Raw genomic sequence first — 19,585 nt, 5'->3', positions numbered from 1 at the left:
CGATAACGCTTAGTTCGAGCGGGCGGAGGTCTTCGGATCTCCGCCCGTTTCTCGTTTTGGAGCTCCAGGCATGTCCGCCGAAATGCCGATCCGCGCCGTCATCGCGCCGGTCACGCCGCTGCAGCAGAACTGCACGATCGTCTGGTGCGCCAAGACGATGAAGGCCGCCGTGATCGACCCGGGCGGCGAGGTCCCGCGCCTGATGACGGCCCTGGCCGACCAGGGGCTGACCCTGGAGAAGATCTGGATCACCCACGGCCACATGGACCACGCCGGCGGCGCGGCCGAGCTCAAGCGCCTGACCGGCGTTCCGATCGAGGGTCCGCACAAGGACGACCAGTTCTGGATCGACCAGATCCAGTCGACCGGCGAGCGCTACGGCATTCCCGAGGCGCGGATCTTCGTCACCGACCGCTGGCTGGACGACGGCGACGTGGTCACCCTGGGCGAGACCCAGTTCGAGGTGCTGCATTGCCCGGGCCACACGCCGGGCCACGTGGTCTTCTTCCACCGCCAGGCGCGCTTCGCCCAGGTCGGGGACGTGCTGTTCAAGGGCTCGATCGGCCGCACCGACTTCCCGCGCGGCAACCACCAGGACCTGCTGGACGCCATCACCGGCAAGCTGTGGCCGCTGGGCGACGACGTGCAGTTCGTGCCCGGCCACGGCCCGATGTCGACCTTCGGGGCCGAGCGGCGCGGCAACCCCTTCGTCGGCGACCTGGCGATCGAGGCCATGAACATCGCGGGCAAGGACTACGCCGCGCCAGTCAACCGGTCGCCGGGCTAGGCGTCGCCTACTTCGGCTTCGGCCCGCCCGGACGGCCCTGCCACATGGCCTTCTGCTCCGCCGCGTCGAGCATGCCGTCTTTGTTCTTGTCGAGCTTGGCGAAGCGGGCCTTGCTGACGGCCAGGGCTTCGGCCTGAGTGATCTGGCCGTCCTTGTTGGCGTCCATCTCGGCCAGCATGTCGGGACGCTTGCCCGGCCCCTTCGGAGCGTCGGGACGTTCGGCGCGGCGCTCTTCCATGCGCTTCTTGAGGGCGGCCAGTTCGCCGGTGTCGATCACGCCGTCATGGTTCTGATCCATCCTCTGGAAGCGGAGCTTGGCGGCCTTGTCGAATTCCGAGGCGCTGACCACGCCGTCGCTGTTGGCGTCGAGGTTGGGCCGCATGCCGCCAGGGCCACCCGGCCCCATCTGGGCATGGGCGAAGCCGGCGACGGCGGTGAGGGACAGGGCGGCCAAGGCCGTCGGCAGAATGCGGGACATGCGCGTCTCCAGACAACAATTGCGTCGATAGCTTGCATGGACGGGTTGCGCCCCTGTTTCAGCCGTGAAATCTGCTGGTGACGGGGGCGTGAAAAGAGCAAGTCATGGAAAGTTCGCAAGATCCCGCGACCTCGTCGGCCGCGACCGCCTCGACACAAACCGCCTCGACCCAGGCCGCCTCGACCCAGGCCGCCTCGACACAGCCCGCCTCCGACCCGGCGCGCGGCGCCCGCATCCTGATCGTCGACGACGACCCTGGCATCCGCGATGTCGTGGCCGACTTCCTCGGTCGCCACGGCTACGCCATCGACACCGCCTCGGACTCGCGGACCATGGAGCAGGCCCTGGCCCGCGGTCCGGTCGACCTGGTCGTGCTCGACGTCATGCTGCCCGGCGAGGACGGCCTGGCCATCTGCCGACGGCTGTCGGCCCAGGACGGCCCGGCCATCATCATGCTGTCGGCCATGGGCGAGGAGACCGACCGCATCGTCGGCCTGGAGCTCGGCGCGGACGACTACCTGCCCAAGCCCTGCAACCCGCGTGAACTGCTGGCCCGGGTCCGCGCCGTGCTGCGCCGTCGCCAGGAGCCCCGCGCCATCGACGACGGCATGGGCGCGGCCTGCGAGTTCGCCGGCTGGCGGCTGGACCTGGTGCGTCGCGAACTGCGCTCGCCGCAATCGGTGGTGGTCAACCTGTCGAGCGGCGAGTTCTCGCTGCTGCGCGCCTTTGTCGAGCGCCCCCAGCGGGTGCTGACCCGCGACCAGCTGCTGGACCTGGCCCGGGGCCGCGAGAGCGACGCCTATGACCGGGCCATCGACGTCCAGATCAGCCGCCTGCGCCGCAAGCTGGACGACGGCGGCGGCGGCGAACTGATCCGCACCATCCGCAGCGAAGGCTACATGTTCACGTCCAAGGTCACCCGCACGCCATGACGGACGGCGTAAAGGTCAAGGGTCCGAGCAGCGCGCCGCTGTTCGTCCAGGCCCTGGGCCTGGTCATCGTGACCCTGGTGGCGGCGCAGCTGATCGCCATCGCGGTGGTCTTCACCCTGCCGCCGCCGCCGCCGGAGTTCTATCGGCTGAGCGAGATCACCCGCGCCCTGAAGACCGGCGCCAGCGTCCAGCCGCGGGACGGCCGCCTGCTGATCGTGCGTCGGCATGCCAAGCCGTTCCGGGGCCTGGTCGACAACCGCCGGCGGGCCGAGTTCAAGACCGCCGTCGCTCGCGAACTCGGCATCGATCCCTCGCGGATCGAGATCGACGTCGAGAACGGGCCCCGCTTCTTCGTCCGCACCCAGAAACGCACCCTGTCGACCCGGCTGCTGTCTCCCGACCCACTGAGCGGCGGTCCGGTAGGCCCGGGCGGGCCAGGAGGCCGGGAAGGCCGGGAAGGTCGGGGCGGTCCCAACATCCCCGGGGTCCCGCCCGACAACATCGGCGACCAGCGCGGCCGCCCGGTGAACGGGCCCGACGGTTTCCGGGGCCGTCCTCCCGCCTTCGACTTCCCCCACGAAGAGCCCTTCATCTTCGGCGACTTCAAGCTGGCCGTGCAGCAGAACGACGGCCGCTGGACGATCATCGAGCCCAAGCCCGCCCTCCGTTTCGACAGCTGGCAGCAGCGCATCCTGCTGATCCTGGGCCTCTCGGTGATTTGCGTCGCGCCCTTGGCCTGGCTGTTCGCGCGGCGGCTGTCGGGCCCGATCAGCGCCTTCGCCGGCGCCGCCGAGCGCCTGGGCCGCGATCCGCGCGCCGCGCCCCTGGCCCTGACCGGCTCGGCCGAGGTGATCGCCGCCTCCAACGCCTTCAACATGATGCAGGAGCGCCTGCGCCGTTATGTCGAGGATCGCACGGCGATGATCGGCGCGGTGGCCCACGACCTGCGCACCCCCCTGACCCGCCTGCGCTTCCGCATCGAGGCCGTGCCTGACGACGTCCGGGGCAAGCTGGCCTCGGACATCGACCAGATGGAGGCGATGATCGCCGCCACCATGGCCTTCGTCCGCGACACCACCCGACCGGCCGAGCGCACCAAGCTGGAACTGGCCTCGCTGCTGGAAAGCGTCATCGACGAGGCCGCCGAGACCGGTGGCCAGGCGGTGGTCGAGCGCGGCGAGAAGATCATCATCGACGGCGATCCCGTCGCCTTGCGTCGCCTGCTCACCAACCTGGTCGAGAACGGCCTCAAATACGGCGGCGCGGTGCAGGGCCGCGTGCATGTCGAAGGCCGATTGGCGGTGATCGAGATCGACGACAACGGTCCTGGCATCGTCCCCGCCGAGCTGGACCGGGTGTTCGAACCGTTCTTCCGCAGCGAGCCGTCGCGCAACCGCGAGACCGGCGGCATCGGCCTGGGCCTGGCCGTGGTCCGCTCGGTGGCGCGCGCTCATGGCGGCGACGTCACCCTGCACAACCGCCCCAAGGGCGGCCTGCGGGCCCGGGTCGAGCTGCCGTTCTAGATTACAACGTTCGAGGTTTGTCGCGGGCGCGCAAAAGCTGCGCCATACGCCAGACACGCCAGCGCGGTTGATCGAAGGAATGCAAACCCTGTCACGCCTCCGCGCCACCTGCATCCTGATGTTCGCCGCCCTGTGCCTGGCGGCCTGCGCCTCCGGCCCGCCCCAGGACGGTCCGCGTGGCGACTGGGGCAAGGCGCCGCGCCCGCCTCGCGACGACGGCGAAGGCGGGTCGCCGCGCGCACCGCACCGGCAGGTGTTCATCAGCCCGGCCGGCGAGCCGTTCCGCGCCGACGCCGGGCAGCCTTACCCGGTCGCCGCCTGGTTCGCCGGCGCCGACACCGACCACGACGGCGCCCTGACCCGTGACGAGTTCGTCGCCGACGCCCTGCGCTTCTTCGCGGTGCTCGACGTGGACCACAACGGCGTCATCGACGGGTTCGAGGTCTCCAACTACGAAAGCCAGATCGCGCCGGAGATCCTGGAGGCGTTCCGCGAGGCCGGTCAGGGTCCTCGTGGCGGCCAAGGCGCGGGCGGACCTCCGGGCGGTGGACGCGGCGGACCTCCCGGCGGCGGTCATGGCGGCGGCAAGCGCGGCGGCGGCCCGATGGGCGGCATGTTGCAGGGAGCCACCCCCTACAGCCTGCTGGCCGAACCCCAGCCCGTGATGGGCGCCGACGCCGACTTCGACCGCCGCATCACTCGCGACGAGGCCGCCAGGGCCGCCCGGTCCCGCTTCGCCCTGCTCGACAAGGCCGGTGACGGACGCCTGCGCCTGGCCGACCTGCCCAGAACCCCGGCCCAGGGGCGCGGCGAAACCCCGCCGGACGGACGCCCGCCCAGGCGGCGTTGAAATGTAGCTGCAACCTACAGCGTCTAACGCCATACGGACCTCACTGATTCCGCGCCGGAGCCCCTGCCCCTATGAGCCCATCTTCCCTGCCCGCCCGGCGTTTTCGCATTTCGGCGCCGATGGTCATTGGCCTGATGGTGCTCGTGGCGGTCATCGCCGGCCTGGTGTTCTGGCAGACCCGCCCGAAGGCGCCCAAGGATCCCTACCGCACGGCCGCCATCGCGCGCGGCGACCTGACCAAGACGGTTTCGGCCTCGGGCACCTTGCAGGCTCTGGTCACCGTCGAGGTCGGCTCGCAGATCTCCGGCCAGATCAAGCAGGTGCTGGTCGATTTCAACGACGAGGTGACCAAGGGCCAGGTGATGGCCACGCTGGACCCCCAGACCTACGTCTCGCGCGTCAACCAGAGCCAGGCCAATGTCGCGGCCAGCAACGCCAGCCTGAAACAGGCCCAGGCCAACGCCGCCAAGGCCAAGGCCGACTACGACCGCGCCAAGTTCCTGTATGACCGCGGCATCACCGCCAAGGCGGCGCTGGACACCGCCCTGGCCGCCTGGAAGGTGTCGCAGGCCGGCATCGACAGCGCCCGCGCCTCGATCAGCCAGTCCCAGGCCGCCATGGCCGTCAACCAGGTCGACCTGGGCCGCACCACCATCATCGCGCCCATCGACGGCGTGGTGGTCGATCGCCAGATCGAGCCCGGCCAGACCGTGGCCGCCAGCCTGTCGTCCCCCGTACTGTTCAAGATCGCCCAGGACCTGTCGAAACTGGAGGTGAAGATCACTGTCGACGAGGCCGACATCGGCCAGGTCAAGGAAGGCCAGACCGTCAAGTTCACGGTCGACGCCTTCCCCGAGGATACCTTCGAAGGCGTGGTCACCCAGGTGCGCAAGCAGCCGGAGACCTCGGCCAACGTCGTGGCCTACATCGTGCTGGCCGAGGCCGAGAACCCGGGCGGCAAGCTGCTGCCGGGCATGACCGCCAACGCCGACATCGTGGTCGAGCAGCGCCGCGACGTCGTGAAGGTCCCCTCGGCCGCCCTGCGCTGGAAACCGGCGGACACGACGGGAAGCCAGCGGGGCGGACAAGGCGGCGGCCCCGGCGCCGGTGGCCCGGGCGGGCCCGGAGGACCGGGCGGTCCCGGTCAAGGGGCTGGCGGCGGCCAGGGCGGTCAGGGGCGTGGCGGCGGCATGGCCGGGCGCCTGCTGGCCGACCTCGACCTCGACGCCAGCCAGAAGACCAAGGCCGAGGCGATCTTCGCCGAGGCCCGGCAGAAGGCGATGTCGGCCGGCGACGGCGACCGTCGCAAGGCCATGCGCGCCAGCATGGAGGCCGCCTTCGCCCAGTTGGAGCCGATCCTCAAGCCCGAACAGAAGACCAAGCTGGTCGCCATCCGCGCCCGCATGGCGGCTCAGCAGGGCCAGCGCCGAGGCGGCATGAGCGCCGGCGTCGTCTATGTGCTGCGCAAGAACAAGCCCGAGCCGGTTGCCGTGCGGGTCGGCGCCACTGACGGCTCCAACACCGAGATCGTCAGTCGCGACCTCAAGCCCGGCGACCAGGTGATCACCGGCGGCGGCCCGCGCGCCAAGCTGCAGCTGCAGGGCGGCGGCATGCCGGGCGCGGCTCCGCCCCGGGTGCGGATGTAGGGCCGGGGCGATGATCGCGTTCAAAGACCTGACCAAGGTCTATGTCATGGGCGAGGAACAGGTGGCGGCCCTGGCCGGCGTCAGCCTGTCGATCGACCGCGGCGAGTTCACGGCCGTCATCGGCCCGTCCGGCTCGGGCAAGTCGTCGCTGATGAACATCCTGGGCGGGCTCGACCGGCCGACGGCGGGTTCGTACCACTTCGAGGGCGAGGACGTCGGCCACTTCGACGACGACCAGTTGGCCGACTTCCGCCGGCGGCGGATCGGCTTCGTGTTCCAGTCCTTCCAGCTGTTGCCCCGGCTGACGGCGATGAAGAACGTCGAACTGCCCATGGTCTATGCCGGCGTGCCGCCCGAGGAGCGCCGCGCGCGGGCCGCGGGCCTGCTCGACCGCGTCGGCCTGGGTTCGCGCAAGGACCACCGTCCCACCCAGCTGTCGGGCGGCCAGCAGCAGCGGGTGGCCATCGCCCGCGCCCTGGCCAACAACCCGGACCTGCTGCTGGCCGACGAGCCGACCGGCGCCCTGGACACCCACACCGGCGAGGAGGTCCTGGCCCTGTTCCGCGAGCTCAACGCCCAGGGCCTGACCCTGGTGATCGTCACCCACGATCTGGACGTCGCCGGCGCCGCCCGGCGGCGGGTGTCGTTCCGCGACGGCCATATCGTCCATGACGAGAGCGAGGCGCCGGCATGAGCACGATGAGACGCATCGACCTGGTCGGCTTCGCCGCCGGGGCCATCGCCGCCCATCCCATGCGCAGCGCCCTGACCTCGCTGGGCGTGGTGATCGGGGTCGCCGCCGTGGTCATGATGACCTCCATCGGCCTGGGCGCCCAGCAGCGGGTGACCAAGGCCATCGGCGGCCTGGGCTCCAACATCCTGATCGTCCGCCCTGGCGCGGCCCGCGCGCCGGGCCAGGCCTTCATCACCCAGGCCGCCGGCTCGGGCCAGTCCCTGAACGACGGCGACGCCGCCGCGATCGCCGCCCAGGTCGAGGACGTGGCCGCCGTCGCCCCCAGCGTCACCGGCGGGGCCCAGATGGCCGCCGACGGCACCAACTGGAACAGCCGTATCGAGGGCGTCACGCCCGACTACCTGGTGGCCCGCGACATCAGCATCGCCCAGGGCCGGATGTTCGATGACCGCGAAGCCCGCCAGGGCAAGAAGGTCATCGTGCTGGGCAAGACCGTGGCCGACAATCTCTTTCCCGATATCGACCCGCTGGGTCGGCGCGTGCGGGTCGGCACGGTGCCGTTCGAGGTGATCGGCGTCCTGACGACGCGCGGCCAGAGCGGCATGGGCCAGGACCAGGACGACATCACCCTGGGCCCGCTCCAGGCGGTGCGCTCGCGCATCGTCGGCCGGCGAGTCAAGGGCGACAACGTCCAGGCCATCTACGTCAAGGCCAGCTCGGGCGACACCATCGACCGGGTACAGGAGGACGTCACCAACCTGCTGCGCGAGCGCCACAAGGTGCGCAACGGCGGCGAGGACGACTTCCAGGTCCAGAACAGCGCCTCGATCCTGGAGGCCATGCAGGCCTCGACCCAGACCTTCACCGTCCTGCTTGCGGCCGTCGCCGCCGTGTCGCTGGTGGTCGGGGGCGTGGGGATCATGAACATCATGCTGGTGGCCGTCACCGAGCGGACCCGCGAGATCGGCCTGCGCATGGCGGTCGGAGCCCGTCGCTCCGAGGTGCTGTACCAGTTCGCCCTCGAGGCGGTGACCCTGTCGGTGGTCGGCGGCCTGGTGGGCCTGATCATCGGCGTGCTGGGCGCGCTGCTGATGGCCAAGCTGGGCGACTGGCCGATCGCCATCGCCGGCTGGGCCGCGCCGATCTCGCTGGGCTTCTCGGTGATCGTCGGCCTGGTGTTCGGCGCCTATCCGTCCTGGCAGGCTTCGCGCCTCGATCCGATCGAGGCGTTGCGGCGGGAGTAGATCTCCAGAGCGGCCGACCTGATTGCATCAGGCCGGCCGCTCTAGGCTTTGTTTTTGTGCATTTTCTTCACGCGAACCGGTATCCACTTCGCTCGAAAATGCTCTACGACCCCACCAGCCCGGCGATGATGTTGATGCCCAGCGCCAGGATGGCGGTGTTGTAGAAATAGGCGCTGACCGCCTGGGCGGTGACGAGGTTGCGCAGCTTCGAGGTCAGGACATTGTTGTCCGAGACCTGGAAGGTCGCCCCGATGCTGAAGGCCAGATAGACGAAATCGCGATAGGTGCGGGCCGGCTCGCCGGGGAACTCGAAGCCCGGCTTCGCGGTCCCGTCGCCGAAGTGGCGATGGGCGTAGTGCAGCACGAACACCGTCTGCAGCACGATCCAGGACAGCACCAGCGTCACCCCCGCGCAGGCCGCCGTGAGCGCCTTGATGTCGTGGCCCGCCGCGCGTGCGTTGATCATCGCCGCGACCACCGCCGCCAGGCTGAAACCGATCGCCGCCAGCACGATGACCAGGATCAGCGACGGCCCCTCGTCCTGCTCGGCCGCGCGGCGGCGCACCTCGGTTTCATCCGCCTTCAGGAACAACCACCAGGTCAGGAGGACGTAGGTCAGGGCGCAGGCGTCCCATCCGACCAGGACGTGGGTGCTGGTCGGCGCGTTCAATTGGCGGGCCGCGAGCCAGCCCAGAACGCCGACCGCGACGGCGGCTCCCAGTCGCCAATGCCTTGCCATGTAAGGCGTTTTCGCCTCGGCCCCCTTGCTCTTGCGCATCACTCGCCCTCATTTGCGAAATTGGTAAACGCCGGACCCCGAACAATTGTCTTGGCCATTGCGTGAACCGATCGCGACTTCACCGGTTACGTCACTGGAACACGTGGAAGACGCCATGACCGATCCCGACGCCCCGCCGCCGATCGAGCCCTCGCAACCCGACTATGACCCGGGCGCAACGCCCGACGAAGAGCCGATGCGCGAGCCGCCCGTTCAGCCGGGCGACGACCGGCCCTATGACGCCTCCCTCGCCCCGTTCTCCCCCGTGACCAGTCCCGATTAGGAGCTACCTATGGACCTCGACAGCGAACGGCCCCGCGGCCGCCGAGGCTTCGCCGCCATGGACCCCGAACGTCGCCGCGAAATCGCGCGTAAAGGGGGCGCCAGCGTTCCCAGCGAGAAGCGCAGTTTCGCCAAAGACCGCGACCTGGCGGCCAATGCCGGCCGCAAGGGCGGTTCCTCGTCGCGCGGCGGCGGACGCCTGTCAGGGCGCGACGCCTGAGATGAAGCGCGCCGCGGCCCGTGGGCCGCGGCCGCCCTCGACCTGACCTCCGCCCAGCCTCAGCCGGCCAGAGCGAAGACGCCGAAGCTTGGGCTGTCGCTGATCCAGCGCGCCGCGACCTTCCAGCCCGCGCGACGGGCCAGTTCCACGAACGCCTCCGGCGCGTACTTGTACGAGTTCTCGGTGTGAATGGTCTCTCCGGCCTTGAGCCGGATTTCCCGCCCCGCCAGGTGGGCCACCTGGTCGGTCTTGCTGATCAGGTGCATCTCCATGCGGCTTTCGTCGGCGTTCCACACCGCCCGGTGATCGAAAGCGTGGAGATCGAAGTCGCCGCCCAGTTCTCGGTTGATCCGCACCAACACGTTCTTGTTGAAGGCCGCCGTCACGCCCTGGGCGTCGTCATAGGCGGGCGCCAGCACCTCCGGGCTCTTGGCGATATCGACGCCGACCACGAACATCGCCCCCTCGCCCAGCAAGGCATGGGCGCCGCGCAGGAAGGCCTCGGCGTCGTCGGGCGCGAAATTGCCGATCGTCGAGCCCGGGAAGAAACCGGTCACGGGACGGCCGCGCGCCGAAGCCGGCAGCCGGAAGGCGTGGGTGAAGTCATCGACCAGCGGAGCGACGATCAAGGCCGGATAGTCGCGCCGGATGGCCGCGCTCGCCTCGTCCAACGCCGACTGGCTGATATCGATCGGCGCGTAGACGGCCAGCTGCGGCATGGCGTCCAGCAGGATCCGGGTCTTGGTGCTGGCCCCGCTGCCGAACTCGACCAGGGCCGCGCCTTCCATCACGCGGGCGGCGATCTCCGGCGCGATCCGCCGCAGCAGCGCGGTCTCGGTGCGGGTGGGATAGTATTCCGGCAACTCGCAGATCGCCTCGAACAGGCGTGAGCCTTCGGCGTCATAGAAATACTTGGCCGGCAGGGTCTTGCGCTCGGCGGTCAAGCCCGCCAGGGCGTCTTCGAGGAAGGTCGAGGCAGGCGTCGCCGTCTCGCGCTCCATCGGACTCATGTCGTCGGCCAAGCGGACCCCCGTGAACGCCCAGCGCTGCCGGGGATGAAAGAAATTGCGATAGGACGGCCGCGCGTGGCCGGGCGGCGTTTCCACCGCGCCGCCGCGCAGAACCATCTGGTTGATCATGAACTTGCCGTTGTACTCGCCCAGGGCGCCCGCCCCGGGCTTGAAGCCGGGATAGGCCACATAGGGACTGGCGGTCCATTGCCAGGCCTCGCCGATCGCCTGGCCCAGCGCCCGGCCCTCAGGCGCGCGAACGGCGGCTTCCCATTCGGCCTCGGTGGGCAGACGGCGCCCGGCCCAGGCGGCGAAGGCGGCGGCTTCGTAATAGCTGACGTGGCCGACCGGAGCCTCGGGATCGACCGGGCGCCGACCCGACAGGGTCATCACCGACCAGGCCGCGCCTTCCTCGCGTCGCCAATAGAGCGGTGCGTCCCAGCCTTCCTCGGCCACGGTCGCCCAGCCGTCCGACAGCCACAGCTCCGGCCGGCGGTAGCCACCGTCGTCCATGAAGGCCAGCCACTCGCTGTTGGTCACCAGGCGATCGGCCAGGCGGTAGGGTTGGAGAAACACCCGATGCCGGGGCCGCTCGTTGTCGAAGGCGAAGCCGGGTCCGTCGTCGCCGATCTCCACCAGCCCGCCCTCGAAGGCGAGGTACCGCGCCTGGGCGGAGGCAGGACGCGCCGCGGGCGGGTCATCGCGATAGGCCGGCTGCAGCGGCGACTGGGCGAAGAGGTGCAGCAGATCCATCAGGATCAGTTCCTGGTGCTGCTCCTCGTGCGCCAGGCCCAGGTCCAGGCGGGCCATGACCTCGGCGGTCGGCGACGTCGTCAGCAGGCGAACCATGGCCGCATCGACATGGGCCCGATAGGCGCCGACCTCCTCCGCCGAAGGTCGGGTGATCAACCCGCGCTGGGGTCGAGGCTGCCGGGGTCCGACGGCCTCGTAGTAGGAATTGAACAGGTAGCCGAAGCTGGGGTCGAACACCTGGTAGCCGGACAGGAACGGCGTCAGCAGGAAGGTCTCGAAGAACCAGGCGGTGTGGGCCCTGTGCCACTTGACCGGGCTGGCGTCCGGCATCGACTGGGCGCCCTGGTCCTCGGGCGACAGCGGTCGGGCCAAGGCCTCGGTGCGCCGGCGCACCGCCAGGTAGCGATCGACCAGGGCGATGACGCGGGCCTCGGAGGCCTCCCTCGCGGGGGTGTCGTCGGGACTCATGCGCTCTCCTGGCGGCCTCGCTCGGGGGCTTGGACCACCCGGTGAGCTCAACGAATATGCAACTTGAGTGTTCCGACATCGCCATTCAAGCGGCGTCGGGAATGAAAAGTGAACGCCGGTGGAAAAACCACGTTCCACCCCCCGCGCGATTCAGACGAGGAAGGGCTCGGGATCGGCCTTCGGCGGCGACGGAGCCGGCTTCGACCTGGCCTTGCGCAGCAGGCGGCCGACACGCTGCAGGAGTTGCTCGTCCTTGAACGGCTTGGACAGGAAATCACGCGCCCCGAGGGCGATGGCCTGCTTGACGTCGTCGGGCTGGTTGCGCGCCGTCAGGACCATGGTGGGTACGCACAAGCCCTCCAGCGCCATCTTGCGCAACAGGCCAAAACCGTCCAGGCGGGGCATGTTGAGGTCGAGCACCATCGCGCGGGGCCGCAACTCGTGCAGCCGCGCCAGGCCTTCGACGCCGTCGCGGGCGAAATAGGTGTCGTAGCCCGCCAGGTCGAGCCGCGTGGTGATCAGGTCGAGGATGATCGGATCGTCCTCGACCACGAGAATACGCGTCCGGCGCATGTCAGAAGCCGACCACGTCGCGGGATGTCTCGTCCGCCGCTTCTTCGTCCGTCGCGTGGCTCCAGGTGGTGGCGTTGCTGACGGCGCGGACCAGGTCCAGCGCCACGATCGGCTTGGAGATCACACCGTCGAAGCCGTGCTCGCTGGCCGGAAGGTCGGGGAAGGCGTCGGCGGTGAAGGCCAGGATCGGGACATCCTGGTTGGGCCCCGCCCCCGCGCGAATCTCCTGCAAGGCCCCCTCGCCCGACAGCCCCGGCATGCGAAGGTCCATCAGGATGCAGTCGAAAGGCTCTACCGCGGCGGCGGAGACCGCCGCCAGCCCGCTGGCCGCCTCGCCGACCTCGGCGCCCATCTGTTCCAGCACCGCGCGGGCCAGCTCGCGGTTCACGGGGTTGTCGTCGACGACCAGGACACGGACGCCATCCAGGCTTATCGTTCCTTGGTCATCGGCGCCCGCCTCCGGTTGGAGCGACGTCACCAGCGGCGCGGCGATCTGGAACGCGAACGCGGAACCGCCCCCCGGCGCGCTCGCCACCGAGATGCCGCCCCCCATGGCCTCGGTCAGGCCCTTGCAGATCGCAAGGCCAAGGCCCGTGCCACCGTGCTTGCGCGTCGACGAGGCGTCGACCTGCGAAAAACGCTGGAAGAGCTTCGTCTGCTGGTCGCTGCTCATGCCAACGCCCGTGTCTTCGATCCTCACGCGCAGGATTTGCGCCTCCAGGTCGTAGGCGACACCCAGGCGGACCGAACCCTGATCGGTGAACTTCACCGCGTTGCCAACCAGGTTCAACAGAACCTGCCGCACGCGATCGGGGTCGATCATCACCAGGTCAGGCAACTCGCCGTCCGCCCCACATTCCAGCCACAGGCCCTTGGCGTCGGCCTGGGGCGTGAACAGGGCCAGGGCGTCCTGGGCGACCGCCAGGGGCGAGACCGCTCGCGGCGTGATCTCAACCTGCCCCGCCTCGAGCTTCGAGAAATCCAGGATGTCGTTGACGATCGCCAGTAGCGCCTGGCCGGCGCTGGACACCCGCTGCACGAACCGGCGCGAAAGCTCGTCCAGTTCCGGGCGTTGTGAAAGCAGGCCCGAAAAGCCGATGACCGCGGTCAGGGGCGTGCGGATCTCGTGGCTCATATTGGCCAGGAACTCGCCCTTGATGGTCGCGGCGGCTTCGGCCTCGGCGCGCGCCGCCGCCAGGGCCTCTTCCTGAACGACCTGGTCGGTCACGTCGCGGATCACGTCGAGGAAACCGGTCGGTGCGTCGGTAGCCGGGTCGCGCAGCAAGGACGGGTTGGACTCCAGCCAGACGTCCCGACCGGCCGACTTGTGCAGCACGCGCCAGCGCACCCGTTCCGCCGGCCCGCCCGTGATCAGGTTGCGATAGACCCGGCGCACGCTCAGCCGTTCCTCCGGATAGGCCAGATCGGCGGCGCTACGTCCCATGATCTCGTGGGGCGCATGACCGGTGAGCACCAGGCAGGACGCGGCGACGAAGGTGATTTCCCCAGACAGGTCGGTGGTGAGGATCATGTCGGTGGTGTTCTCGGCCATCAGCCGATAGCGCGCCTCGCTGTCTTTCAGCGCCGCCTCGGCCTCGCGCCGGGCGGTGAAGTCCTCGATCTGCGAAATGTAGTGAAGGGGCGAGCCGTCCGGATTATCGACCCGCGAGACCACCAGCTGGACCCAGATGATCGCCCCGTCCTTGCGGAAATAGCGCTTGTCCATCCGATAGGTGGAGATCAGCCCGTCATGCAGGTTGGCCACCAGTTCCATATCGGCGTCCAGATCGTCCGGATGGGTGATGGCCTGGAAGTCGAGGGCGAGCAGTTCCTCCCGCGAATAGCCGAGCATGTCGCACAGGGTCGGATTGACCTTCAGAAACGCGCCGTCCAGCCCGACCAGGGCCTCGCCGATCGCCGCGTGCTCGAAGGCGTTCTCGAACAGCGCCAGCTGGGCCTTGCGCTCGCTGATGTCGTGCATCAGCGCCGTCATCTGCCAGCCGGCCGCGTCACGCACGGCGCTGACCGCCAATTCGATGGGGAACTGCGCGCCGTCCTTGCGGCGGGCCGTCACCTCGACCCGTTGGTCGATATCGCCGCCGAGCCGCCCGCCCAGGAAGGCCGCGATATCGGTATGGTCGTCAGGCAGGATCATCGCCATGTCGGCGCCGATCGCCTCGTCGGCGCTCCAACCGAAGGTCAGCTCGGCGTGGCGGTTCCAACCCGTGATCCGGCCGTCCTCGTCGGCCGTAACGATGGCTTGGTGGGCGTTGGCGATGACGTTGCGCGCCCGGTCCTCGCTGGCCCGCAATGAAAGTTCCAGGTTTCGGACCTCGGTCACGTCCCAGTTGGTTCCGACCATCCGCAGGGGCGCGCCGTCCGCCGCGCGCACCACCGTCGCCAGCGCCCGGATCGAACGCACTTCGCCGTCAGGACGCACGATGCGAAATTCAGTGTCGTAGGGCGTGTCGCCCTCTACCGCGGCGCGGGCGTGCGCCTGCTCCTCGGCCAGGTCCTCCGGATGCAGGCAGGCGACGAACCGTCCAGCCGTCAGCGCCTCCTCCCGTTCCACGCCGTACAGGGCGTACATCCGGTCGTCCCAGGTCAGGGCGTTGGTCTGGACGTTCCAGTCCCAGATGCCGATCTGGCCAGCCTGGGTCGCCAGCAGCACCCGGTCCGACATCGCGCGATAGCGAGCCTCGTGCTCGGCGCGGGCTGTCTCGGCCTCCATGCGGGTGGTGATGTCGACCACCGTGCCGAACACCGCGACGACGGCGCCGGCTTCGTCGCGCTCGCAGCGTCCGTGCCCCTCGAGATAGCGCAGCCGGCCGTCCGGCGGCACGACGCGGGTCACGGCCAGTTTCCAGTCGACGCCCTTGTCGATCGCCAACCTCAGCCGGGCGCGCAAGGCCGACTGGTCGTCTGGATGCACCGCCTGGATGAAGTCCTCGAGTTGCGGCGCTCCGCTCGAATCAAGACCATAGATCGTCGCGACGTGCGGCGACCATGTCGCCTCCATCGTCGCCGCGTCGATCCGCCAATACCCGATGCCCGCGACCTCCCCGGCCAGGGCGCTCTGTCGCGCCGCGCGTTCGGCCTGTTCCTGAAGCTTCCGGCGTTCGGTCACGTCGCGGAAGACGTTGACGATCTCGGTCGGTCGTCCCTCCGCATCGCGCACGACCCGCGGATTGCCCTCAAGCCACACCCAGCGACCGTCGCCGGTCCGGTAGCGATGCTGGCGAACCGCCGTCGGATCGACCGCCTCGCCGGCGTAGAGCGGCGCGGAATTGCCCACGAACCGATCCAGGTCGTCGGGATGGACCAGCCGGGTGGCCGGCGTCCCGATCAGGTCTTCGGGCTCGTAGCCCATGGTCCGGCAGGCGGGGGATACGTAAAGCAGCGTGCCGTCCAGGGCGGTGCGCACGATGACGTCGGAGGTGTTCTCGGCCAGCAGGCGATAGCGCGCTTCGCTGGCCGTCAGGCTGTCGAGGCCGCGCGCCTGCTCGGTGACGTCCTGGAGGAGGCCGATCAGCGCGACGACGGCGCCGTGCTCGTCCAGTTCGCACGCGGCCTTTGATTGAACGATCCGCACCTCGCCGTCGGCCCGGACCAGACGCGCCTGCAGACTGCACGATCCCTTGGTCTCGATCGCCATCACCATCTCGGCCTCGACCATGGCTCGGTCGTCGGGATGGAAGGCCTTCAGATGGGGCTCGGCGCCCGGAATGTGGCTCAAGGGATCATGGCCGTGGATTTCGTAGACCCGGCCCGACCAGAACAGGTCGCCGCTGATCATGTCGTAGCGCCAATGCCCCACGCCCGACATGGTTTCGGCCAGTTGCAGCAGGCGGGTCTGTTCCCACCGCAGGCGGTTGACGCGTAGCCGTTCCATCTCGTCGACGACGATCTTGGCCAGGGTGCGCAGGCGGTCCAGGTCCCGGTCCGAGGGCCGCTCGCGCGGCTTGGTGTCGATGACGCAAAGGCTGCCGAGATTGCAGCCACTTGGCGAGGTCAGCACCGCGCCGACGTAGAAGCGAATCCCGACCTCGCCCACCACCAGGGGATTGCCGGCGAAGCGGGGGTCCAGGACGGCGTCCTCGACGACCATCACCGCGTCGGGGCCCAGTTCGATCGCCCGGCTGCAGAACGACCACGCCCGCGGCGTGGAACAGGCGTCCAGGCCGTGGCGCGACTTGAACCACTGCCGCTCCTCGTCGATCAGCGAAACCAGGGCGATAGGCGCGTCGAAGAGATCGCTGGCCAGGCGGGTCAGACGATCGAAGGCGATGTCCGGCGAGGTGTCGAGGACACCGTAGCTCCGGAGTTCCCGGATTCGCCGCGCTTCATCGTGATTCATCATCACCTCCCAGGGCAGCGTGCCCCAAGAGGACGTCGGAACGGTTAAGGCGGCCTGCGACAATCGCGCGCGCCGCCAACGCCCGCCCCTAGGATCGCTTGGGCTCCTAGGGTCGCTTGGGAATGTCCAATCCGCGCTGGACGGCTGGTCGCACCAGCCCACGTTCCAGCCAGGCCGGAACGTTCTTCAGGGCGCCGTAGTCGACCAGGTCGCCCGCGCCGTAAAAGCCGATCAGGTTGCGCACCCAGCCCAGGGTCGCGACGTCAGCGATGGTGTAGGCGTCGCCCATGATCCAGTCGCGACCGGCCAGCCGGGTCTCCAGCACGCCCAGCAGGCGCTTGGATTCGGCGACGTAGCGTTCGAGCGGCCGCTTGTCCTCGTACTCGCGGCCGGCGAATTTGTGGAAGAAGCCCACCTGGCCGAACATCGGCCCGATCGCCGCCATCTGGAAGAACACCCATTCCAGGGTCTCGTAGCGCTCGGCCGGCGCGGTCGGCAGCAGCTTGCCGGTCTTCTCGGCCAGATAGACCAGGATCGCGCCGGACTCGAACAGGGCCAGCGGCGCGCCGCCGGGGCCGTCGGGGTCGATGATCGCGGGAATCTTGCCGTTGGGGTTCAGCGACAGGAATTCCGGCGTCCAGGTCTCGTTCTGGCCGATGTCGATGAAGTGCGGCTCATAGGGAAGGCCGATCTCCTCCAGCATGATCGACACCTTGACCCCGTTCGGCGTCGGCAGGGAGTAGAGCTGCAGGCGGTCGGGATGCTGGGCGGGCCAGCGCCGGGTGATCGCGAAGGCTGAGAGGTCGGTCATGGTCGGCTCCGAAGCGAAGGGGTCGCCGGGCCTCGGCCGCGACGCTTACTGGCTTGTCAGATAGCTCCGCCAAGCGCCGCCACAAGGTGAGCCGGACCGATGGCGCGAACATTCGTGGGCTGGCGTCCGGCCTATCGCGCCAGCTTGGCGCGGGTCGAGACCTCGACCTGTTCGACGCCGCGCAGGGCGTCGCCGGACTTCTCCAGCATGCCCTTGAACGTGCGCAGGTCGCCGGTGTCGATGCGCCGGACCTTCTTGTCGCGCGACCATTCCAGGCCGATCAATTGACCCAGCCGGCACGCCTTGGGCAGCAGCGCCGCCTGCTCGGCCGGACCGCCCCGGATCACCAGCTTGCCGACGATGTCGTTCCAGTTGGGCGAGCCGGGAATGCAGAACGGCAGATGGTCGCAATCGCCGGTCCAGAAGCGCTTGTACCAGCGGACGTGCTCGGGCGAGTCGAAGCGCAGGACGGTCGGCGCCACCTGGCCCCGGCAGTCGGCGCGTACATAGTCCTGGGCCTGGGCCGCGCTGGAGAAACCGAAGGCCAGGGCCGCCAGCAACACGGTCCCGCGCAAGGGATAGGTCATCGTTCCTGGACCACGCTCGTCATCGGCCCGTCGGCCCGAGCATCGACGAACTGGCGGACATAGGGGTTGTCCGTGCGGTCGAGCTCTGCCGGCGCGCCGCGCCAGACGATCTTGCCGCCATGCAGCATGGCGATCTCGTCGCCGATCGTCCGGGCCGAGGCCAGGTCGTGGGTGATCGACACCGCCGTGCAGCCGAGGCCTCGTACCTGGTCGACGATCAGCTCGTTGATCGCCGCCGAGGTGATCGGGTCCAGCCCCGTGGTCGGTTCGTCGAAGAACAGGATCTCGGGATTGGCGACCACGGCCCGCGCCAGGCCGACGCGTTTCTGCATCCCGCCGGACAGTTCGGAGGGATGGGAATCGGCGACGCTGGCCTGCAGGCGCACGCGCGCCAGGGCTTCGATCGCCCGCGCCTTGGCGTCCTTGCGTGACACCCCGTCAGCGTTGATCAGGCGGAAGGCGACGTTCTCCCAGACGGTCAGGCTGTCGAACAGCGCCGCGCCCTGGAACAGGACGCCGACGCGCGAAAACAGGTTCCGCCGGGAACGCCCCCCCCCCCACTTGAGACCTGGGCCGATCAGGTTCTTGCCATCGACCAGCACCTCGCCCGCGTCGGGACGCACCAGGCCCATGGCCACCTTGATGGTCACCGACTTGCCCTGGCCCGAGCCGCCGATGATCACCAGCGACCGGCCGGACGCGACGCTGAGGTCCAGCCCGTCCAGCACCGGCGCGTCGTCGAAGCGTTTGCGGACGCCTCTCCATTCGAGTTTGGCGATGTCGGTCATGTGTGGGTGAACAGCGTCGTGAGGAAGTAATCGGAGGCGAAGATCAGGATGGCCGACGACACCACCGCGTGGGTGGTCGCCCGGCCGACGCCGCGCGCCCCGCCCTTGGCGTTGTAGCCGTGGTAGCAGCCCATCAGCGCGACGATGAAGCCGAACACCGCCGCCTTGATCAGGCCCGAACCGACGTCCCAGAACTGCAGGAAGTTGGCGGTGTTGCGGATGTAGACGCTGGAGTTGAAGTCCAGGATCCGGACGGCCACCAACCAGCCACCGGCCACGCCGATGATGTCGGCGATCAGGGTCAGCAGCGGCAGCACCAGCGTCGCGGCCAGCAGGCGCGGCGCGACCAGATAGCGGAACGGGTCGGTCGACAGAGTGCGCATGGCGTCAATCTGCTCGGTGGCCCGCATGGCCCCGATCTCGGCGGCGATGGCCGCCGAGACCCGGCCGGCCAGCATCAGGGCCGCCAGCACCGGGCCCAGCTCACGCGTGATGCCCAGGGCCACGATCTGCGGCATCACCTGCTCGGCGTTGAAGCGCCCGCCGCCGGTATAGATGTTCAGGCCCAGGGCCGCGCCGGTGAAGATCGCCGTCAGCCCGACCACGGGCAGCGAGAAGAAGCCGATGGCGACCAGTTGCCGCCAGAGCTGGCCCGGAAACCATGGCGGGGTGAACACCGAGGCCACGCCGCGCACCGAGAAGACGCCGACCGAGCCCACCATGCGCAGCGCGCCAAGCGTCGAGCGCCCGATGGAGCGAATGGGTTTGAAGACGGCGGGGATCGCCGCGTCAGCCGCGGTCATC

Annotated in this window: 18 protein-coding genes; 9 read left to right on the top strand and 9 right to left on the bottom strand. The window is 69.3% G+C overall.

The annotated features are described in order from the left end of the window. The first annotated feature begins 70 nt into the window (after nucleotides 1-70). Nucleotides 71-787: an MBL fold metallo-hydrolase gene (locus tag ASD79_RS20650; protein WP_056725128.1), complete on the top strand. Its 717-nt coding sequence runs from the start codon at nucleotides 71-73 to the stop codon at nucleotides 785-787. 7 nt (nucleotides 788-794) lie between these two features. On the opposite strand, the gene ASD79_RS20645 is transcribed toward ASD79_RS20650, so the two are convergent. Beyond that, entirely contained in the window at nucleotides 795-1,265 is a 471-nt protein-coding gene (locus ASD79_RS20645) for a dockerin type I domain-containing protein (protein ID WP_056725126.1), read from the bottom strand. A gap of 104 nt (nucleotides 1,266-1,369) precedes the next feature. Here ASD79_RS20645 and ASD79_RS20640 point away from each other — a divergent pair, with 104 nt between their 5' ends. The 6 genes from ASD79_RS20640 to ASD79_RS20615 all read left to right on the top strand — a co-directional run bounded on the left by ASD79_RS20640 (nucleotide 1,370) and on the right by ASD79_RS20615 (nucleotide 8,154). Continuing rightward, nucleotides 1,370-2,197, top strand: coding sequence for a response regulator (locus ASD79_RS20640; protein WP_235524546.1), 828 nt, complete (start codon nucleotides 1,370-1,372; stop codon nucleotides 2,195-2,197). Further along, complete coding sequence (locus ASD79_RS20635) at nucleotides 2,194-3,720, top strand: ATP-binding protein (protein ID WP_056725125.1); 1,527 nt, start codon at nucleotides 2,194-2,196, stop codon at nucleotides 3,718-3,720. Before ASD79_RS20640 ends, ASD79_RS20635 begins: the two co-directional genes overlap by 4 nt. Before the next feature lie 79 nt (nucleotides 3,721-3,799). Then, on the top strand, nucleotides 3,800-4,570 hold the full coding sequence (locus tag ASD79_RS20630) for a hypothetical protein (protein WP_056725123.1): 771 nt from the start codon (nucleotides 3,800-3,802) through the stop codon (nucleotides 4,568-4,570). 71 nt (nucleotides 4,571-4,641) lie between these two features. After that, complete coding sequence (locus ASD79_RS25365) at nucleotides 4,642-6,216, top strand: efflux RND transporter periplasmic adaptor subunit (RefSeq protein WP_082585051.1); 1,575 nt, start codon at nucleotides 4,642-4,644, stop codon at nucleotides 6,214-6,216. Between the two features lie 10 nt (nucleotides 6,217-6,226). Beyond that, nucleotides 6,227-6,910, top strand: a complete 684-nt coding sequence (locus ASD79_RS20620) for an ABC transporter ATP-binding protein (RefSeq protein WP_056725120.1) — start codon at nucleotides 6,227-6,229, stop codon at nucleotides 6,908-6,910. Then, nucleotides 6,907-8,154: an ABC transporter permease gene (locus ASD79_RS20615; protein ID WP_200952338.1), complete on the top strand. Its 1,248-nt coding sequence runs from the start codon at nucleotides 6,907-6,909 to the stop codon at nucleotides 8,152-8,154. The genes ASD79_RS20620 and ASD79_RS20615 overlap by 4 nt, the downstream gene beginning before the upstream one ends. Before the next feature lie 103 nt (nucleotides 8,155-8,257). Here ASD79_RS20615 and ASD79_RS20610 read toward each other — a convergent pair whose 3' ends face one another. Further along, nucleotides 8,258-8,932 carry a DUF1345 domain-containing protein gene (locus ASD79_RS20610; protein ID WP_056725118.1) on the bottom strand — a complete coding sequence of 225 codons (675 nt, stop codon included), beginning with the start codon at nucleotides 8,930-8,932 and terminating at the stop codon, nucleotides 8,258-8,260. Nucleotides 8,933-9,047: 115 nt separating this feature from the next. On the opposite strand from ASD79_RS20610, the gene ASD79_RS24735 reads away from it, so the two are divergent. After that, nucleotides 9,048-9,215: a hypothetical protein gene (locus ASD79_RS24735; RefSeq protein WP_200952337.1), complete on the top strand. Its 168-nt coding sequence runs from the start codon at nucleotides 9,048-9,050 to the stop codon at nucleotides 9,213-9,215. Nucleotides 9,216-9,224: 9 nt separating this feature from the next. Continuing rightward, nucleotides 9,225-9,434 (top strand): KGG domain-containing protein, encoded by a 210-nt coding sequence (locus ASD79_RS20605; RefSeq protein WP_007675496.1) that lies wholly within the window; start codon nucleotides 9,225-9,227, stop codon nucleotides 9,432-9,434. A 59-nt stretch (nucleotides 9,435-9,493) separates the two neighbouring features. On the opposite strand, the gene egtB is transcribed toward ASD79_RS20605, so the two are convergent. The 7 genes from egtB to ASD79_RS20570 form a co-directional block, all read right to left on the bottom strand. Then, nucleotides 9,494-11,665: an ergothioneine biosynthesis protein EgtB gene (gene egtB, locus ASD79_RS20600; RefSeq protein WP_056725115.1), complete on the bottom strand. Its 2,172-nt coding sequence runs from the start codon at nucleotides 11,663-11,665 to the stop codon at nucleotides 9,494-9,496. A gap of 150 nt (nucleotides 11,666-11,815) precedes the next feature. Continuing rightward, a complete protein-coding gene (locus ASD79_RS20595) occupies nucleotides 11,816-12,238 on the bottom strand; it encodes a response regulator transcription factor (protein ID WP_056725113.1) in 423 nt (140 codons plus the stop codon). Between the two features lies 1 nt (nucleotide 12,239). Next, nucleotides 12,240-16,595: a PAS domain S-box protein gene (locus ASD79_RS20590; protein WP_162252389.1), complete on the bottom strand. Its 4,356-nt coding sequence runs from the start codon at nucleotides 16,593-16,595 to the stop codon at nucleotides 12,240-12,242. Between the two features lie 106 nt (nucleotides 16,596-16,701). Next, nucleotides 16,702-17,406: a glutathione S-transferase N-terminal domain-containing protein gene (locus ASD79_RS20585; RefSeq protein ID WP_056725110.1), complete on the bottom strand. Its 705-nt coding sequence runs from the start codon at nucleotides 17,404-17,406 to the stop codon at nucleotides 16,702-16,704. 131 nt (nucleotides 17,407-17,537) lie between these two features. Then, complete coding sequence (locus tag ASD79_RS20580; RefSeq protein WP_056725108.1) at nucleotides 17,538-17,993, bottom strand: hypothetical protein; 456 nt, start codon at nucleotides 17,991-17,993, stop codon at nucleotides 17,538-17,540. Next, on the bottom strand, nucleotides 17,990-18,781 hold the full coding sequence (locus ASD79_RS20575) for an ABC transporter ATP-binding protein (protein ID WP_056725107.1): 792 nt from the start codon (nucleotides 18,779-18,781) through the stop codon (nucleotides 17,990-17,992). Before ASD79_RS20575 ends, ASD79_RS20580 begins: the two co-directional genes overlap by 4 nt. Beyond that, nucleotides 18,778-19,584, bottom strand: a complete 807-nt coding sequence (locus tag ASD79_RS20570; RefSeq protein ID WP_007675480.1) for an ABC transporter permease — start codon at nucleotides 19,582-19,584, stop codon at nucleotides 18,778-18,780. The genes ASD79_RS20575 and ASD79_RS20570 overlap by 4 nt, the downstream gene beginning before the upstream one ends. Nucleotide 19,585 lies beyond the last annotated feature (1 nt).

Source organism: Caulobacter sp. Root655 (assembly GCF_001427665.1).
Classification (GTDB): Bacteria; Pseudomonadota; Alphaproteobacteria; order Caulobacterales; family Caulobacteraceae; genus Caulobacter.
This window is presented reverse-complemented; position numbering and strand designations above follow the sequence as displayed.

Coding starts and splice junctions, on each gene's coding strand:
- ASD79_RS20650 (WP_056725128.1), top strand. CDS start 71: ATGTCCGCCGAAATGCCGATCCGCGCCGTCATCGCGCCGGTCACGCCG.
- ASD79_RS20645 (WP_056725126.1), bottom strand. CDS start 1,265: ATGTCCCGCATTCTGCCGACGGCCTTGGCCGCCCTGTCCCTCACCGCC.
- ASD79_RS20640 (WP_235524546.1), top strand. CDS start 1,370: ATGGAAAGTTCGCAAGATCCCGCGACCTCGTCGGCCGCGACCGCCTCG.
- ASD79_RS20635 (WP_056725125.1), top strand. CDS start 2,194: ATGACGGACGGCGTAAAGGTCAAGGGTCCGAGCAGCGCGCCGCTGTTC.
- ASD79_RS20630 (WP_056725123.1), top strand. CDS start 3,800: ATGCAAACCCTGTCACGCCTCCGCGCCACCTGCATCCTGATGTTCGCC.
- ASD79_RS25365 (WP_082585051.1), top strand. CDS start 4,642: ATGAGCCCATCTTCCCTGCCCGCCCGGCGTTTTCGCATTTCGGCGCCG.
- ASD79_RS20620 (WP_056725120.1), top strand. CDS start 6,227: ATGATCGCGTTCAAAGACCTGACCAAGGTCTATGTCATGGGCGAGGAA.
- ASD79_RS20615 (WP_200952338.1), top strand. CDS start 6,907: ATGAGCACGATGAGACGCATCGACCTGGTCGGCTTCGCCGCCGGGGCC.
- ASD79_RS20610 (WP_056725118.1), bottom strand. CDS start 8,932: ATGCGCAAGAGCAAGGGGGCCGAGGCGAAAACGCCTTACATGGCAAGG.
- ASD79_RS24735 (WP_200952337.1), top strand. CDS start 9,048: ATGACCGATCCCGACGCCCCGCCGCCGATCGAGCCCTCGCAACCCGAC.
- ASD79_RS20605 (WP_007675496.1), top strand. CDS start 9,225: ATGGACCTCGACAGCGAACGGCCCCGCGGCCGCCGAGGCTTCGCCGCC.
- egtB (WP_056725115.1), bottom strand. CDS start 11,665: ATGAGTCCCGACGACACCCCCGCGAGGGAGGCCTCCGAGGCCCGCGTC.
- ASD79_RS20595 (WP_056725113.1), bottom strand. CDS start 12,238: ATGCGCCGGACGCGTATTCTCGTGGTCGAGGACGATCCGATCATCCTC.
- ASD79_RS20590 (WP_162252389.1), bottom strand. CDS start 16,595: ATGAATCACGATGAAGCGCGGCGAATCCGGGAACTCCGGAGCTACGGT.
- ASD79_RS20585 (WP_056725110.1), bottom strand. CDS start 17,406: ATGACCGACCTCTCAGCCTTCGCGATCACCCGGCGCTGGCCCGCCCAG.
- ASD79_RS20580 (WP_056725108.1), bottom strand. CDS start 17,993: ATGACCTATCCCTTGCGCGGGACCGTGTTGCTGGCGGCCCTGGCCTTC.
- ASD79_RS20575 (WP_056725107.1), bottom strand. CDS start 18,781: ATGACCGACATCGCCAAACTCGAATGGAGAGGCGTCCGCAAACGCTTC.
- ASD79_RS20570 (WP_007675480.1), bottom strand. CDS start 19,584: ATGACCGCGGCTGACGCGGCGATCCCCGCCGTCTTCAAACCCATTCGC.